Raw genomic sequence first — 16,326 nt, forward strand, 5'->3', positions numbered from 1 at the left:
TATGTTTACGAATAATTACGCGCTGTCGTTTCTTAAAATTTGCTCTTGACCCTAATAGAACGCTGGTCGAATTGAAAGGTTCGAAGAATTAACAGAAATTTTTTTCGGAGAGCGAAAGTTTTTTTCGCGGAGATTTTTCGCGGAAGAATTACCAGGCGAAGTACAGCGAGATATTGCCCGTCTGATGACAGTACAGACCTTTTAATTGTGCGGAAGACGCGATCTGTGAAAAGTACAATCCAAAATTACCACTGCTGAACACCGCGCCATAGGTCAGCGAAGTTTCGAGTTTATTCAGGTCGGGATAGGGCTTCGGCGGTATCGTCTCCGGAGTTGTCGTCTGGGGGCCTTGTCCTCCGGGAGGCGCCGGCTTGGAATCGGGCAGCGGGTGAAGATTGGGGTTATGCGTGAATACGCCGCCCTGCAGGAGGGCGTTGGTAAGGACCAGCTGTGCCGCCGGTTTGACAAAGAAATAGAACTGTCCTTTTCTGCCTCCGTCGCTTTTCGTTCCGGTGGTAGCGAACTGAGGGATAAAGCCGTTAAAATAAGCCGTCATGTTTCCAAAACGTATCAGCGGATAGACCGTCAGGCTGTTCTGCATCGTCCCGGCACTCAGCTGGCCGCCTGCGATGACTTCCAGACCCCTGCCGGCCTGCGCCAGTTGCTTCTCGGCGGTGACGTTGAGGTTTAATAGAAGGTCGTTCCTGTACTGGTGGCTCCATCCCTGTGGAATATCGAAGCCCTCCCAGCGGTGGACCAGTCGCTGGGTTTGCCCCGCAAGAGACGCGGGTCCTATGACACCGAGGACGACTTCGTTCTGAAAAGAGAATTTGCTGACGGGATTATAGGAATACAGGGAATGCGACGCAAAGAGGGCACCCGAATACGGATAGTCGTCGGGCTGGTAGTCTGAGACCAGGAGTTTATCGGGGGTGTACATCAGCTGGACGATTCCCCAACCGTATGTATTGATACTGCCCCTTCCGGCTTTCGGCAGAACTTTGTCCACAATGAACCGCGGGGGGTGATCGGGGTTGTAGAAATAGTCGAGACGGGTACCGTTGGTATAAGCATTGTCCGAACCCTGCCCCCAGATATTGATAAAGTCATCGTCCTCGTAAACCCGGAACAGATGGGTCGGCGTGTCCAGTCCTTTTTGCGCAAGACCCTTCTCCGCGCTGGCAAATAAAACCGTAAAAAATAAAATACGTACAAATCGTCTCATAGCCCGCCTGTTTAGCTGGTCCGGTTGGAGGTTGAACAAAGGGAACCAGCAATTGTTGAACCCAGCCGCCCTTATTCCGATACTTTAAAATGGTACTGTCCCGACCCCAGTCTCACGACAAGATAGCCTCTTTCCACATTTTCCACGCGGATATCCGGCGAAGCCGCCAGCGGGTGGCCTCCTTCAGTAATGAGACCGCCTTCGGGCGCCGGGATATAAAAGGTCGAGCTGGTGTTGGCCGGTATGGTCAGGTCGATGAATAGCCCCTCCTTTTCCTGCCTCCAGTGGCTGCTAAGGAGTCCGTACCCTGTTTGCAGGTCGGCCCCGGCATAGCTAAGGCTGCCACCCGGGTGCGGGCCTATACGGCTGTGGCGATAGCCTGCGCCGTCCTCGTAGGTGTCGATCCCCGCGACTACCCGGTACATCCAGTCGCCGATAGCCCCGTAGGCATAGTGGTTGAAAGAGTTCATATCCGGCGTTTCGAACGTGCTGTCAGGCCGCATGCCGTCCCAGCGCTCCCAAATAGTTGTGGCGCCCATTTTCACCGGATACAGCCAGGAAGGGTAGCTGTCCTGCAGCAGCAGCCGGTAGGCCACCGAAGTATATCCATACCTGCTGAGTACATGGCAAAGATAGGGCGTACCGAGAAAGCCCGTCGTCAGGTGATAGTCATAATCCTTTATATTCTGCACCAACCGTTCGGCCGCCTGTTTGCGCAGGGATTCCGGCAGCATGTCGAACTGCAGCGCCAGTACATAGGCCGTCTGAGTCCCCGACACCAGTCTTCCGCCGGGCGTCATATATTCGCGAACGAAGGCGTCCTTTATCTTTTGCAGAAGCCTGCTGTATTCGACCGAATCTGCTGTCTTGCCGATGACGGAGGCCGCTTTGATCAGCAGCTGCGTGGAACCGGCATAAAAACACTGGGCGATCAGGTATTTGTCCGTCACGGCGGCCTTGCCATCATTGTCGTCGAACGGGCGGTAGAACAACCAGTCGCCAAAATGAAATCCGGTATTCCAGAGGTCGCCCCTTGACTGCTCCCGCATATAGTCCACCCATCCCTTCATACTGGAGTACTGTTCTTCCAGGACCCTGCGGTCGTCATAGGCGAGATACATATTCCAGGGCACGATGGTCGCCACGTCGGCCCAGCCCGCGCTGGCTCCTCTGCCGAGCACATTCGGGATCACGAAGGGGACGGCCCCGTCGGTCGTCTGGTCTGCCGCTACGTCTTTGAGCCATTTGGCAAAGAAATTCTCGACCCCGCGGTTGAACGCCGCCGTTCGGGAGAAGACCTGCGCGTCGCCCGTCCAGCCGAGGCGCTCGTCGCGCTGGGGACAGTCCGTCGGCACGTCCAGGAAATTACCCCGCTGGCCCCACTGGATATTGTGCTGCAGCTGGTTGATCAACGGGTTCGAACATACGAAATTGCCGGTAGGAGCCATGTCCGAGTAGAGGGCGACGGCCGTAAAATCGTCCGGATTGATCGCGCCGCCGATGCCTTCGATCCGGATATAACGGAAACCATGCCACGTAAAATGGGGCTGGAATTCCTCTTCTTCTCCGCCTTTCAGGATATAGAGGTCCTGGGCCTTCGCCTTGCGCAGGTTTTCCGTATAGAAATTACCTTTCTTGTCCAGTACTTCGGCGTGGGATATCCGGACGCTGTCGCCCGCCTTCCCGCGTATCTTTATGCGCACCCAGCCGGTAAGGTTCTGTCCGAAGTCGATAACCTGCTCGCCGGCGGGCGTCGTCCACGACCTTTTGGCGCGGAAGGTCTCCTGCTCCTTTACCGGCTCGTTCACGGTCGTGACAAGGTTATCGAAGGGAAAGCTTTCCGTGGTCACCGCTGTCCAGGCGGACGCGTCATAGTCGGGACTGCTCCATCCCCGCCTTTCCTGACGATGGTCGATGGTCTCTCCTCCGTAGATCTCGGAACTCAGGATCTCGCTCTGCGCCCAACGCCAGTTGGGGTCGGTCCCGAACACCTGTACCCTTCCGTCTTTATAGTGGATGACCAGTTGCAGGAGCAACGACCTGTCTTTGCCATAATAATTATGCTGCCAGTTAAATCCGATATAGCCCTTGTACCAGCCATTTCCCAGCATCGCCCCGATGGCATTTTTGCCGGGCCTCACCATCGCGGTCACGTCGTAGGCCTGGTACTGAAGTCTTTTACGGTAGGAGGTCCAGCCCGGAGTAAGATGGGCATCGCCGATGCGCTTGCCGTTGAGCTGCGCTTCGTAAAGACCGTGCGCGGTAATATATACCGTAGCTGAAGCAATATCCTTTCCTGCTTCGAAAACACTGCGAAAAATGGGACAGGCGCCGCTGTCGGCTGCGGACACCCACTGCGCCTTCCAGTCTGCGGATCCCAGTAGCCCCATTTGCCACCAGGCCGGTTTCGACCAGGCGGAAACCCGGCCCTTGTTGTCCCAGACCCGGACCCGCCAGAAATAGCGGTGGCCGGACTGCAGCCCCGCGCCGGCGTAGGCAACGTGAAGAGACTGCCCCGAAGCCAGTTTCCCGGAACTCCAGACCGAACGACCGCCCTCGGGGCTTTCACCGGCCTTTATCTCATAGGCAGTCTGGAGAACGCTCCGGTCAGGACTTTCCAGCTGCCAGCTGAGACGCGGCGCGAGCGTTTGCACGGCCAGCGGGCTGGTCTCATTCTCGGTCAATAATTTGTTTACGGACAACTGTGCGAAGACAGGCAGGCAAAAGATCGATAAAAAAGGTAGAAGACAAATGCGTTTGGTCATAAGATCGTCAGGTTCTTCGACCGGTAGGCTTGCAATTCAGGACTATCCGGCGATAATTCCGTGATAAGATAGTCGATTTCCTCGATATCAGCAATCTTCATCTGCATATTGGAATTCAGCTTCTCGGATATGGCGATCACCGCCACCTTTTCCGCTGCCTTGATCATGGCTTTCTTTACCTGGATCGTTTCCCAGTCGGAGTCTGTGAGGCCGTTGCTGGGGTCGATGGCGTTCGTGCCCAAAATGCAAAGGTCGGCCCTGATACCGGCCAGATATTCGAAGACCTCGCCGCTCACCGTCATCTGGCTATAGGCGGAGATCTGTCCGCCGATCATAATGGTCTTGATCGCCGGCTTGTCCAGCAGCTCGACCGCCGTCAGGACGTTTACCGTAATAAAGGTGGCCCGCAGATTGGCGGGTATCCTCTTGATGAACTCCCCGGCCGTGGTGCCACCGCCGATGAGTACGATGATATCTTCCCGCAATAATGAAAGTGTCTTGTCTGCAATGACGTGTTTGCTGGACTGCGCATAGGTCTGCGAGTCATGTCCTATATGATAGGCTGCCGACATGGCGCCCCCTTTATCCGGATCAGTTGTCCTTCCTCCGCCAGCTCGTTCACGTCCCGCCGGATCGTGTCTTCGGAGACGTCGATCAGATTCACGAGGTCGTTGTACATCAGCCGGGTGTGGATATTGATCTGTTTAAGGATCAGATTTTTCCGCTCCTTCTTGGGCAGGGCGACGGGAATACCGTTGGACTTAAGTTTTGTCATCACTGCTTGTTGAGTCCCGGATAAGGCCTTTTGGCCCCTCATGCGGGCGTAATTGTTAAAGATACTATATCCGTAGCGATGAGAGGGTAAAAATTTGCATTTTTTGCAGTTTTTGCGGATTGCGGCTAATTATATCACAGTAAGAGAAGAATATTCATCATTTGTTGCAAATTATTTGCAATTAAATTTCGCTGTTACAAATTTTTCGGATACATTCGGTGAGTATTTTGCAAAAATTGCATGCCAGCTCACCAAAACAAAAACAACTGCTCATGACAAAATTCCAACTAGCTGTCTGGGGATGCCTCCTCTTCGGCTGTCTCCTCTTTTCCTCTATCGGCAAGGCCCAGCCGGGGTCAGGCCAGCCACATATAAAAGGCCTGGTAAAGGGTCCGGATGGCCTCCCTCTCACAGGCGTAACCATTACCGTCGCCAGCAACAGGAAGGTCGTCACCACGACAGACGGCGCCGGGAACTTTGACCTTACACTCCCTGCCGCAATGAGCGGCCAGCACATCGACCTCGAGATCAGCTTCGTGGGATTCGAGACCAGACGTCTCAGCACCCAGGCCGGCGCCTCCGACCCGGCCGTCGTCCTCGACAATACCAAAGGTCTTAACGAAGTGGTCGTGACGGCCCTCGGTATCAACCGGCAAAAAAGATCGCTGGGCTATGCCGTCACCGAGGTCAAAGGTTCGGAATTTACGCAGGCTCGCGAGAACAACGTCGCCAATGCCCTCTCCGGAAAAGTAGCGGGTGTCAACGCTGCGGGACTCTCTACAGGACCCGGCGGCAGCAGCCGCGTCACCATCCGTGGCACGGGTTCTCTCTTCGGCGAGAACCAGCCGCTATATGTTATCAACGGTATGCCGATGAACAACAGCGTACCCGGCGGCGCTCCCACCGCGAACGGGATCACCTTCAACATCGATCGCGGAGACGGTATCGGCGGCATCAACCCGGATGATATCGAAAGCATCAACGTCCTGAAGGGAGGCACCGCAGCCGCTCTTTATGGCTCCCGCGGCGCAAACGGCGTCATCCTGATCACCACCAAGAAAGGCCGGCTCCAGAAAGGAGTGGGTGTGGAATACAACTCGACGGGAACACTCGAGAACGTAGCCGTGACCCCGGATTTTCAATACCAGTACGGACAGGGCGACGGCGGCGTAAAACCCACCACGCTTGCCGCCGCACAGGCTACCGGCCGCCGCTCCTGGGGCTCGAAGATCGACGGCTCTACCGACTATGTCGCAGTCGACGGCAAGACCCATCCCTATACGGCGAAAAAGGACAACCTGCAGAATTTCTACCAGACCGGTACCACCTTCACCAATACGCTCGCCTTCTCGGGCGGCAACGAGAATGTGACCTACCGCTTCAGTGCATCCGATCTCAACAGCAAGGGCATCCTCCCCAATACGACCTTCGACCGCAAGACGGTGAACCCGGCAATGAGCGCCCGCCTCGACGACAAGCTGTCGATCGAAGCGCTTGCACAGTACAATCTCGAGAAAGGACACGGCCGCACCGGCGCCGGCGACGCCCTGGGCAATCCCAACTGGACGCCCCTCGGAGATCGCCAATACTGCGGACGTTCGCTGGCTCAAGCCGGGCTATGACTCCAACGGCAACGAGATCCTCTGGAACGACGCGGCGATCGCCTCCAACGGCTATTTCGTGGCAAACAAATACCAGGAGAACGATACGAAGAACAGATTTATCGGCCAGGCATCGATCATTTACAAGGTGCTGCCCAACCTAACCCTCAGGGGTACCGTAAGTCAGGACCAGTACAGCTATAACTACTCCAACGTCCTGCCCACCGGAACGCTCTACGTCCCCAACGGTCAGTACACCGGTCTGAAGGCAGACGCCGCGGAAACCAACACCCAGGTCACCGGTACCTGGAAGACCCATATCGGGGAGAACCTGCACATCAACGTGCTGGGTGGTGCCAACGGGCGTAAATTCCAGAACAACTACCTGAAGCTGGACGGACAAACCTTTACGATCCCTTATTTCTATTCCTTCTCTAACCTGGCAACATCGTCCGCCGTTCCCACCAACCAGCATACCACGACCAATTCGGTATTCGGCGGAGTGGACTTCGACTATAAAAGCCTGCTCTTCCTCTCCGTCACCGGCCGCGAAGACTGGTTCTCGACACTCAGCAAGGGACACTATGGTATCTTCTATCCCAGCGTCGGCGCGAGCTTTATCCTTTCCGACGCCGTTCAACTGCCCGCCATCTTCAACCTCGCCAAGATCAGGGCTTCCTGGGCGGAAGTCGGCGGCGGTGCTCCGGATCCCTATGTCATCAACCTGGGCTACAGCGTCGTCCCCAGCTCGGGACAGCCGCTGCAGAATGTCACGCCTGACGTCAACAACAACAACAATTCCATCACCAACGCCCAACTCAGACCTTATACGTCGACCACTTATGAGGCAGGCTTCGAGCTGAGCATGCTCAAGCAGCGGCTGGGCATCGACTTTACCTACTATAACCGCGAGACCAGGAGCGATATCTTCCCCGCGGCGGTATCCACCACTTCCGGTTACAGCAGCGCCATCGTCAACCTGGCGGACAAGCCGAACCTGCGTAACAGAGGCGTCGAACTTTTGCTCACCGGCACTCCGGTCAAGGTAGGAGACTTCGCCTGGACGGTCAGCTACAACGTGGCATATAACACGAACAAGGTGCTTTCCCTGCTGCCCGGCTTCAATACCGTACAGGTCGCGAATTCCGTCGGCAACTGGGCATACCTGAACAATGTCGTGGGCCAGTCCGCTTTCGAGCTCGTCGGTACCAGCATGCAAAAGAACGCCAACGGCGATACGGTCTTCAACGCCGCCAGCGGCCTGCCCGTCATGTCCGCCCAGCACAACCTGGGCAGAAGCGTAGCGCCCTGGACCATGGGTCTGACCAACGAATTCCACTACAAACGCTTTGGCTTCAGCTTCCTCCTCGACGGCAAATTCGGCAACAAGATCTTCTCCATCTTCGAGGTCTACGCAACGCGCATGGGCAAGCTCAAATCTACCCTGCCCGGTCGCGAGAACGGCCTGACGGTACACGGCGTCGACCAGTCCGGTAACAAGTATACCAATACGATCCCGGTTGCCAATCTTCGCCCTTACTACGACAACTACAAAGTATATTCCGATCTGTTCCTGCACGATGGCAGCTTTGTCAAACTGCGCCAGGTGATCTTCTCCTACAGCATCCCCACGGCAAAGCTGGGCCTTTCAAAACTGCAGTCGGCCAGTATCTCCTTCGTCGCACGCAACCTGTTAATCCTTTACCGGGATACGAAGAACTTCGATCCTGAACAAAGCTTTACCAACAGCAACTCGCAGGGCTTCGAATCCATCGGCCTGCCCCGCACCCGGTCATTCGGTCTGAACCTGTCGGTGAAATTTTAATTGAAAATCCCAAAAGCATTAATTATTATGAAATCAAGATATATCGGCGCTTTTATCGGTCTGTGTGTGCTTACGCAGAGTTCCTGTACCAAGAATTTTCAGGCGGAGAACACCAACCCCAATGCGGTGTCGTCACCAACTCCGGGATTTGTCTTCACCAAATCCCTCTACGATGGGATGGGCAACGGTTCCGGCGTCTATGGCAGCAGCGTGATGTTCCCCCTGCACCAGGGCATGATGCAGTATACGACCAGCTATAACGACGTGGCGGGTTTTGGCTCGAAATACGTCGCCAGCCAGATCACCCAGACCAACGCGACCTTCAACGCAGCCTATCCCGACGAGATCAATGAGATCGGCATCGTCATCAAGGCCGTGAAGGCGGATCCTTCGAAAGTGAATCTGCTGGCAGCAGCCCGCATCTGGCGCGTCTATTGTTTCTCGAGGATCACGGACCTTTATGGAGACGTGCCCTACTCACAGGCCGGTCTCGGGTATGACTCTTCGGTGTACAAACCCGCCTATGATCCGCAGCAGGCGATCTATATGAATATGCTGTCCGAACTGGACGGGGCGGCGCAGAGCTTCGACGCCAACAAGACGACATTCGGCGCGGCCGACCTCATCTATGGCGGCAATACCGCACAGTGGAAGAAGTTCGCCTATTCCCTGATGCTGCGTCTCGCGATGCGGCTCACCAAAGTCGACGCGGCCAGCGCACAGACCTGGGCGACAAAAGCCATCGCCGGCGGCGTGATCACCGCCGATGCCGACGTAGCCAAAGTAGCCTATCTTTCCTCGGGACAGGTCATCAACCAGAACCCGATGGCGTACAATCTCTGGAACAGCGACTATATCGCGCAGAACGGCAGCACGAATACCGAAGGCGGAAAATATCAGGACGTATGGATCAACTATCTGAAGTCGACCAACGACCCGCGCCTGCCGATCATCTCCATCGTCTACAACAACGGAGTGCCCGATACCTCGGTCGGCATCCAGAAAGGAATGGCTTCGAACATCAATAACGTCCGGCCCGCCAATTTCGTCACCTATTCGGAACCCAATCCGAAGACCGTTCTACTCCTGGGTTCTCCGCAGCTGATCTTTACGCCCGCCGAATCTTACTTCCTGATGACGGAGGCCGCACTGCGCGGCTGGTATTCCGGAGGCGTGGCGGCAACGCTCTATACCAACGGCGTCCAGGCCGCACTTCGCCAGTGGTCGATCATCGCCGGTTCCGCAGGGACCATCTCCGCCGGCGCGATGAATGCCTATGTGGCAGCCAATACACTGGTAGCGGGAACCCTCGACCAGCAGATGAATCAGATCCACACCCAGTTCTGGGTCAGCATTTTTCCTAATGCGCCGGAAGCGTATTCCAACTGGCGCCGTACGGGTTATCCCGCACTGGTACCCAACAACTACGCCGGGAATGCGACAGGCGGACAGATACCCCGCCGGATGCTCTATCCCACTTCCGAGCAGAACCTCAACGCGGCCGCATATAGCGCGGCAATCGCCCGTCAGGGAGCGGATGACCTGATGACCAGGATTTGGTGGGACAAGAAATAACAGACATGCGTACACTACTGCTGCCGATCCTTTATATCTGTGCCCTGCTGCCGCACCCTGCCCTGGCGCAAAATGACGTCGTGAAGGACGCGGGCGCCAGCGATTTTAACAGGAACAAGCCCGAACGCGTGGAGTGGTTTCGTCAGGCCGGCAGCGGCCTCTTCATCCACTTCGGCGTGGACGCCCAGCTGGGCGTCGTGATCAGCCATTCGCTGGTGGGCGCTTCGGACGAATACGTGCAGCGCTATTTTAGCCAGCTGCCGAAGACATTCGATCCGTATCGTTTCAACCCCCGCGAACTGGCGGTGCTCGCGAGGCTGGCGGGAATGAAATACGTCATGTTCACCACGAAGCATCACTCGGGCTTCTGTCTTTGGGATACGAAAACCACGGCATTCAATTGCATGAATACCCCTTACCACCGGGATATGGTGAAGGAATACGTCGAAGCCGTACGCGCCGAAGGGCTGGAGGTGGGGTTTTATTTCTCGCCGGAAGATTTCCACTTCCTCCACGAACACCACCTGCCCATTCAGCGGGGAACGATCGAAATGGACGCGGCGACCCGCGCCGAATACGACGACTACACGCGCAAACAATGCGAAGAGCTGATGACCAACTACGGAAAGATCGACCTGTTATTCATCGACGGCGAGCCGAAGGATGTCGTCAAACGCACGTGCTGGCAGCTTCAGCCGGACCTGCTGATCACCCGGGGCGCCATGAAAACGCCCGAGCAGGTGCTGCCCGGCGCAACGGTCACCGATCCCTGGCTATCCTGTATCACGATGGGGACGGCCTGGCAGTACCAGCCGACCAACGAAAGGTATAAGACCGGAACACAGCTGATCGGTCTGGCTATCGAGGCAAGGGCCAAGGGCGGATCGCTGCTGCTGAATGTCGGTCCTAAACCCAACGGAGAGCTGCCCGCCGAACTGGAAGACAGGCTTCGGGAAATGGCCGCATGGTATTTTATCAACCACGACTGTATGGACAGCGTCCACGCCTGGACGGTGAGCAGGGAAGGGGATATCTGGTTTACGGCCGACAGCAGCCATACACTGTATGCGATTGTTACCAACTGCGAGAACTGGAAGGAAGGACAGCGAAGGTCACTGGTCCTGCGTTCGGTCCGCGGCACGGCCGCGACACGGGTGAACGTCCTTGGACAGAACAGCCGGGTCATCGAATACAAAAATGACGACGTAGGCTGCCGCTGGCGCCAGACCGACAGCGGGCTCGAAGTCTCCGTGGTAAAGGCCCAGCGCATCTATGACGACCACCGCTGGCCCAATCCGGTGGTGATAAGACTGGATCATGTCGAACCCGTTTTTACATCGGTCATCAGCGTTCATACGGGGAACAGCGCCCTCTCGGGCGACAAACCGGTCTTTACGGGCAGGGTCGACGGCCCCTCGAAAGGCAGGGCGGGGACAGGATATTTCTATTACCGGCCCTATGCGGGGCAAATAGAGACGCTGTATGCCGCACCGTGGAAAAGATCGCGACCGGTCGCTATCGCTGCCGACGGCAGTTTCCGGCTTGTCATGACCGGCGCCGACCGATGGCATTCATTTGAATACAGGGCAGTGGTGTCCTGGTACGGGGTTGAGATCAACGGTGAAGACAAATTATACCAGCCCGTACCCGATCCAAAACTGATTGAATAATACGATTAACCAGAACACATGCAAACCAACACCGCAGAAGAAAGACTTAACATTATGGGGCTTGCCTTACCTCCTGCTCCGGACCCCGTGGGCGTTTACAAACCCTTCCTTATCGAAGGCAACTACCTGTACCTGTCCGGACACGGACCGGTGCTGCCTGACAGGAGCCTGATCACGGGGCGTATCGGGCTCGATCTGGATATCGAACAGGGCAAACTTGCGGCGCGTCAGGTGGGACTGACCATGCTCTCCACGATCGTGAGACATCTGGGGTCGCTCGACCGCATCAAACGCGTGATCAAAGTCCTTGGGATGGTCAACTGTACCTCCGATTTCGAGCGCCATCCCTATGTGATCAACGGCTGCAGCGAACTCTTTGCCGAGATCTGGGGAAAAGACAGCGGGGTAGGGGTGCGCAGCGCCGTCGGATTTGGTTCGTTGCCGGGTAATATCCCGGTGGAAATAGAGGCTATGTTTTTGTTACACGACTAAAAATTAAAGAATCGGGCAGACGTTTATTGTCTGCCCGACATTTTTAAGTAGGTTTGAAGTAGGGATAAAACCACCTGTGACCATGACCCCTACTGCGAAGAATTCGACAACTGAACTGGTAGCGTTTGGCGAACTGATGCTCCGGTTGCACTGCCGGGAAGGACGGCGGATCGTACAGACCAATGCATACGACGTATACTATGCCGGCGCCGAGGCCAATACCTGCGTGCTGTTATCCCGGTTAGGCATTCCCGTTGGATATATCACCCGGGTACCGGACAACGATATCGCTCACGCCGGCATCGACGCGCTGCGCGGACAGGGCGTCTCCACCGCCGGCATCGTCGTCGGCGGCGAAAAGCTGGGCGTCTATTTCACCGAGCCGGGCAACGGGATCCGGCCTACCCGCGTCATCTACGACCGGGACGGCTCTGCCTATGCAACAATCCGGCCCGGTATCATCGACTGGAAGAGCAGTCTTCCCGACGGCGCCTGGTTTCACTGGTCGGGCGTGGCGGCGGCGGTATCTCAGGGTGCCGCGGACACCACCGCGGAAGCGATCGCAGCAGCGCGCGAAAAGGGATGCGGATCTCCGCGGACTTCAACTACCGGACCACGCTGTGGAAATACGGCAAGGCGCCCAAAGAGGTCATGCCGGATCTTTTGCGGCATAGTCAGGTGGCGGTAGCCGATCTGGACTCGGCCCAGGTTTACTTTGGGATAGAGACCGACAGGTCGGCCGGCTTCGAAGACCGCTTCCGCCAGTGTTCGGCAGCACTGCTGGAGAAGATACCCGGGCTGGAGGTGCTGGCGATGAGTTTCCGCACGACCCACGGCATTCAGCACGTCTATTCGGGTGCTTTATATTATAAAGGGTCGTATTATTTTTCGCCCTATCACGAACTGCCCTATGTCACCGACCAGATCGGCAGCGGCGACGCCTTCACCGGCGGCATGCTTTCAGGTCTGATGCGGGACGCCGACGGCCTTCCCTACGGACCGGGCCAGGAGCCGAACCCCCAGCAGGTCATCGACTTCGCAGTGGCCTGCGGCGCGCTCAAACAAAGTATTGTGGGTGACTGGGCGCTTATATCCCGTCACGAAATAGAAAGTTTCATCCGGAGCGGCTCCTCGGGACGCATCCTCCGGTGATTGGTCAACAACAAAGAACAACCATGTTTATCATAGACGCACATTTGGATCTCAGCATGAACGCCATGGAATGGAACCGCGATCTGCGGCTATCCGTGGCCGATATCCGTTCGCGCGAAAAAGGACTTCATGACAAGCCGGACAGGGCCAAAGGCACCGTTTCTCTGCCCGAACTTCGTAAGGGCGGTATCGGACTCGTTGTGGCTACGCAGATCGCCCGCTATGTCGCGCCGGACAATCCGCTGCCCGGCTGGCATTCTTCCTGGCAGGCCTGGTCGCAGACGCAGGGCCAGCTGGCCTGGTACAAAGCCATGGAAGAGGCAGGGGAAATGGTAATGGTCCGCGACCTGCCTTCGCTGGAGAAACATATTGCGTTGTGGACGGGTCCAAAGACGGCCGGCCTTCCGGTTGGATATATACTCAGCCTCGAGGGCGCCGACTCGATCGTGACGCCGGACTACCTGCACCGCGCATGGGAGTATGGTCTTCGCGCCGTCGGTCCCGCGCACTATGGGCCCGGTCGCTATGCCAACGGCACCGACAGCACCGGCAGGCTCAGCCCGGACGGAAAAGCATTGCTGCGGAAAATGGACGAGCTCGGCTTTATACTCGACGCGACGCATCTCTGCGACGACGCCTTCTGGGACGCCATGGATCTCTATAGCGGACCGGTATGGGCCAGTCACAACAACTGCAGGGCCCTGGTCGACCACAACAGACAGTTCAGCGACGATATGATCCGGGCTCTGGTCGCCAAAGGGGCGGTTATCGGCGGAGCGCTGGACGCGTGGATGATGGTCCCAGGCTGGATAAGAGGGCAGTCGACTCCGTTGGCGATGGGCTGCAGCCTGGAGAAGGTCGTCGACCACCTCGACCACATCTGTCAGCTGGCCGGCAACAGCCTTCACGTCGGGATGGGCACCGATCTCGACGGCGCATTCGGAAAGGAGCAGTGTCCGTATGACCTCGAGACGATCGCCGACCTTTCGAATATGTCGGGTCTGCTGGCTAGACGCGGGTATGGGCCTGCCGACATAGAGAATATTCTCCACGGCAACTGGCTTCGTTTTTTGAGAAAAGCCTGGGGCTAGTTAACAGACGTCATCTTCAGACATACCGGAGCGGGTAGTTCGATCTTTTTGCCGCTGTCCGTCAGCAGACCCGTCTTCGGATCGATCTTAAACACCACGACATTCTTGCCGTTCTGTGCGGCAACCAGCAGCCAGCGACCGCTGGGATCGATCATAAAATTGCGCGGTCCCTTTCCCGTCGCCTGAAAGCCCTTCAGTGTGAGCTTGCCCGTCGCCGGGTCGATCGAATAAACGGCGATGCTGTTGGCGTCTCCGCGGTTCGAGGCATAGAGGAATTTTCCGTTGGGTGAAATATGGATATCGGCGCTGCCGATATTGCCGGTAAAGCCGGCGGGGTGAGAGGAGATGCACTGCATCTGGTGGAGCTTGCCACCGGAATAATGAAAAGCGTCCACGGTGCCCGCCAATTCATTGACACAATACACGTACGGCTTGCCGGGATAAAAACTGGTGTGACGGGGGCCGGCTCCGGGCTCGACACCGACAATGGAATCTGCGGCCGGTGTCAGCGGCTGCCTGGCGGCGAGATAGTTGAATCGTTCGACCGATATCTTGTCCATGCCCAGGTCGCAGACCAGCAGGTATTTTTCGTCGGGAGAAAGTATGGTCGAATGGACGTGCGCTTTTTCCTGGCGGGCTTTGTTCGCACCGCTGCCCGTGTGCTGGATGGTCTGCGTACGGGCGCCGAGCGAGCCGTCGGCAGCAATAGGGAGGGCCGAGAAATTGCCTCCGTTGTAGTTGGCCACCAGCGCCCATTTCCGGTGGGCATCGACCGCGATATAGCAGGGGTCGTCTCCGCCGCTGGCCTGCTGATTGATCAGCTTTAGCTGACCGGTCTTTTTGTCGAATGAAAAAGCGCTTACACCACCCGGTTTGGCGCCGTCCGTTTCATTGACAGAATAAAGAAATTTCCCCCCGGCGCGATCGCCAGGTAGGAAGGATTGTCCGCAGCCTGGCTACTCACCGCCGTCATGTCGCCCGTGGCACCGTCGAACTTATATACGTAGATTCCTTTGCTCTCGCCATTCTTAAACCCGCCCTCGGTATAGGTCCCGACAAAGAGATAGTACTGTTGTGAATGACCCGTAAGGGAGAACAGAAGTGCCGCAGCAAGTAGGCCCATCAGACGGGAGGGAATGTGTTTACGCATATAGTCTGTAAACTTACGAAAAATAAACACGTATACTTTCTAATTTTCATCATAGTATTTACCGAAGCCTAAGTAAATACGATTACAAAGAATTAAGATAATCACAAAAAGTAATCAATTGTTCATACCAAAAATTTGTAGTCATACCCCTTTACGGAACTTTGCTGCAGTGAATGAATGAATGGTCCGTATCCGTGAAACCAACCGTTCTAAATGTCCAATTCCGTTGAAGGCCCCATCCAATGTCCGTCCTGTTTAGGGCTCTGCTGTGAGAAACGTCCAATCTTGCAGTGAATTCATTAACCCCGTCGGCAGTCCTGCTGATGGGGTTTTTTTGTACATTTACGCTCTAAAAAATTACTTCACATGCGCAAGTTCCATTTACTTCCAGCTGCTTTACTGTTAGCAATGGCCGCCTGTAACAACGCAGGCGACAAGGCTGCTTCCGCCGATAGTGTTGCTGCCGCCCCAAAGGATTCGGGTATGTCTCATATGGCCGATGCTTCCCAGACCGGCACGCCGCTGCCCGCGGTACCCGCCGGTGCAAAGGTTTTCTTTAAGAACCTGAAGGACGGTGAGACGGTTAAATCGCCCGTCAAGGTGGAAATGGGTCTGGAAGGCCTCAAGCTCGATACGGCCGGCGCTATCGTCGCCGGGTCGGGACACCATCACCTGCTGATCGACGCAGGGGATTCGATTCCCGCTGGTCTCGCCGTTCCCAAGGATTCCACCCACCTGCACTTTGGCAAGGCCCAGTCTACCGCCGAAGTCCCCCTGTCGCCCGGTAAGCACAGGCTCACCCTGCAGTTCGCCGATGGGATCCATCGCAGCTATGGCGCCCAACTGGCCAGCTTCGATCAACGTCACCGTAAAATAGTGTTCTTCGTCAGGATGGCCAGCTTTCGGCGTTGCCGGGGGCTGGCCTTCTTCTTTTGCCAGGGCAACCCGCGCAACGAAACATGCGTAAGTGTTGTCAAGGGGGAAGAGAACCAATGTTGATCGCCT

At 56.4% G+C, this 16,326-nt stretch carries 13 protein-coding genes and 1 pseudogene; 9 read left to right on the plus strand and 5 right to left on the minus strand.

Features of this window, described 5'->3' with window-relative positions:
- Positions 1-148 precede the first annotated feature (148 nt).
- From ACQ86N_RS13910 to ACQ86N_RS13925, 4 genes are all read right to left on the minus strand, one after another.
- Positions 149-1,225 carry a lipid A deacylase LpxR family protein gene (locus ACQ86N_RS13910; RefSeq protein ID WP_431215662.1) on the minus strand — a complete coding sequence of 359 codons (1,077 nt, stop codon included), beginning with the start codon at positions 1,223-1,225 and terminating at the stop codon, positions 149-151.
- 71 nt (positions 1,226-1,296) lie between these two features.
- Positions 1,297-3,990 carry a family 78 glycoside hydrolase catalytic domain gene (locus ACQ86N_RS13915; protein ID WP_431215663.1) on the minus strand — a complete coding sequence of 898 codons (2,694 nt, stop codon included), beginning with the start codon at positions 3,988-3,990 and terminating at the stop codon, positions 1,297-1,299.
- Positions 3,987-4,562, minus strand: a complete 576-nt coding sequence (locus ACQ86N_RS13920; protein WP_431215664.1) for a DeoR/GlpR family DNA-binding transcription regulator — start codon at positions 4,560-4,562, stop codon at positions 3,987-3,989. Before ACQ86N_RS13920 ends, ACQ86N_RS13915 begins: the two co-directional genes overlap by 4 nt.
- Entirely contained in the window at positions 4,541-4,765 is a 225-nt protein-coding gene (locus ACQ86N_RS13925) for a DeoR family transcriptional regulator (RefSeq protein ID WP_431215665.1), read from the minus strand. Before ACQ86N_RS13925 ends, ACQ86N_RS13920 begins: the two co-directional genes overlap by 22 nt.
- A 272-nt stretch (positions 4,766-5,037) precedes the next feature.
- On the opposite strand from ACQ86N_RS13925, the gene ACQ86N_RS13930 reads away from it, so the two are divergent.
- The 8 genes from ACQ86N_RS13930 to ACQ86N_RS13965 all read left to right on the plus strand — a co-directional run bounded on the left by ACQ86N_RS13930 (position 5,038) and on the right by ACQ86N_RS13965 (position 14,171).
- Complete coding sequence (locus ACQ86N_RS13930; protein WP_431215666.1) at positions 5,038-6,387, plus strand: TonB-dependent receptor plug domain-containing protein; 1,350 nt, start codon at positions 5,038-5,040, stop codon at positions 6,385-6,387.
- A 58-nt stretch (positions 6,388-6,445) separates the two neighbouring features.
- Positions 6,446-8,191, plus strand: coding sequence for a TonB-dependent receptor domain-containing protein (locus ACQ86N_RS13935; protein WP_431217410.1), 1,746 nt, complete (start codon positions 6,446-6,448; stop codon positions 8,189-8,191).
- Between the two features lie 27 nt (positions 8,192-8,218).
- Positions 8,219-9,766, plus strand: a complete 1,548-nt coding sequence (locus tag ACQ86N_RS13940) for a SusD/RagB family nutrient-binding outer membrane lipoprotein (protein WP_431215667.1) — start codon at positions 8,219-8,221, stop codon at positions 9,764-9,766.
- Positions 9,767-9,771: 5 nt separating this feature from the next.
- Positions 9,772-11,436, plus strand: a complete 1,665-nt coding sequence (locus ACQ86N_RS13945) for an alpha-L-fucosidase (protein WP_431215668.1) — start codon at positions 9,772-9,774, stop codon at positions 11,434-11,436.
- An 18-nt stretch (positions 11,437-11,454) separates the two neighbouring features.
- Positions 11,455-11,928, plus strand: a complete 474-nt coding sequence (locus ACQ86N_RS13950) for a RidA family protein (protein ID WP_431215669.1) — start codon at positions 11,455-11,457, stop codon at positions 11,926-11,928.
- Positions 11,929-12,010: 82 nt separating this feature from the next.
- On the plus strand, positions 12,011-12,616 hold the full coding sequence (locus ACQ86N_RS13955) for a PfkB family carbohydrate kinase (protein ID WP_431215670.1): 606 nt from the start codon (positions 12,011-12,013) through the stop codon (positions 12,614-12,616).
- Positions 12,580-13,080 carry a hypothetical protein gene (locus ACQ86N_RS13960; protein WP_431215671.1) on the plus strand — a complete coding sequence of 167 codons (501 nt, stop codon included), beginning with the start codon at positions 12,580-12,582 and terminating at the stop codon, positions 13,078-13,080. The genes ACQ86N_RS13955 and ACQ86N_RS13960 overlap by 37 nt, the downstream gene beginning before the upstream one ends.
- A gap of 23 nt (positions 13,081-13,103) precedes the next feature.
- Complete coding sequence (locus ACQ86N_RS13965; protein WP_431215672.1) at positions 13,104-14,171, plus strand: dipeptidase; 1,068 nt, start codon at positions 13,104-13,106, stop codon at positions 14,169-14,171.
- On the opposite strand, the pseudogene ACQ86N_RS13970 reads toward ACQ86N_RS13965, so the two are convergent.
- A pseudogene (locus ACQ86N_RS13970) lies at positions 14,168-15,321 on the minus strand (lactonase family protein). The gene ACQ86N_RS13965 and the pseudogene ACQ86N_RS13970 overlap by 4 nt on opposite strands.
- Before the next feature lie 366 nt (positions 15,322-15,687).
- On the opposite strand from ACQ86N_RS13970, the gene ACQ86N_RS13975 reads away from it, so the two are divergent.
- On the plus strand, positions 15,688-16,320 hold the full coding sequence (locus ACQ86N_RS13975) for a DUF4399 domain-containing protein (RefSeq protein WP_431215673.1): 633 nt from the start codon (positions 15,688-15,690) through the stop codon (positions 16,318-16,320).
- The last annotated feature ends 6 nt before the right edge of the window (positions 16,321-16,326 follow it).

Origin of the sequence: Puia sp. P3, assembly GCF_050632245.1 — a bacterium.
Taxonomy (GTDB): Bacteria; Bacteroidota; Bacteroidia; order Chitinophagales; family Chitinophagaceae; genus Puia.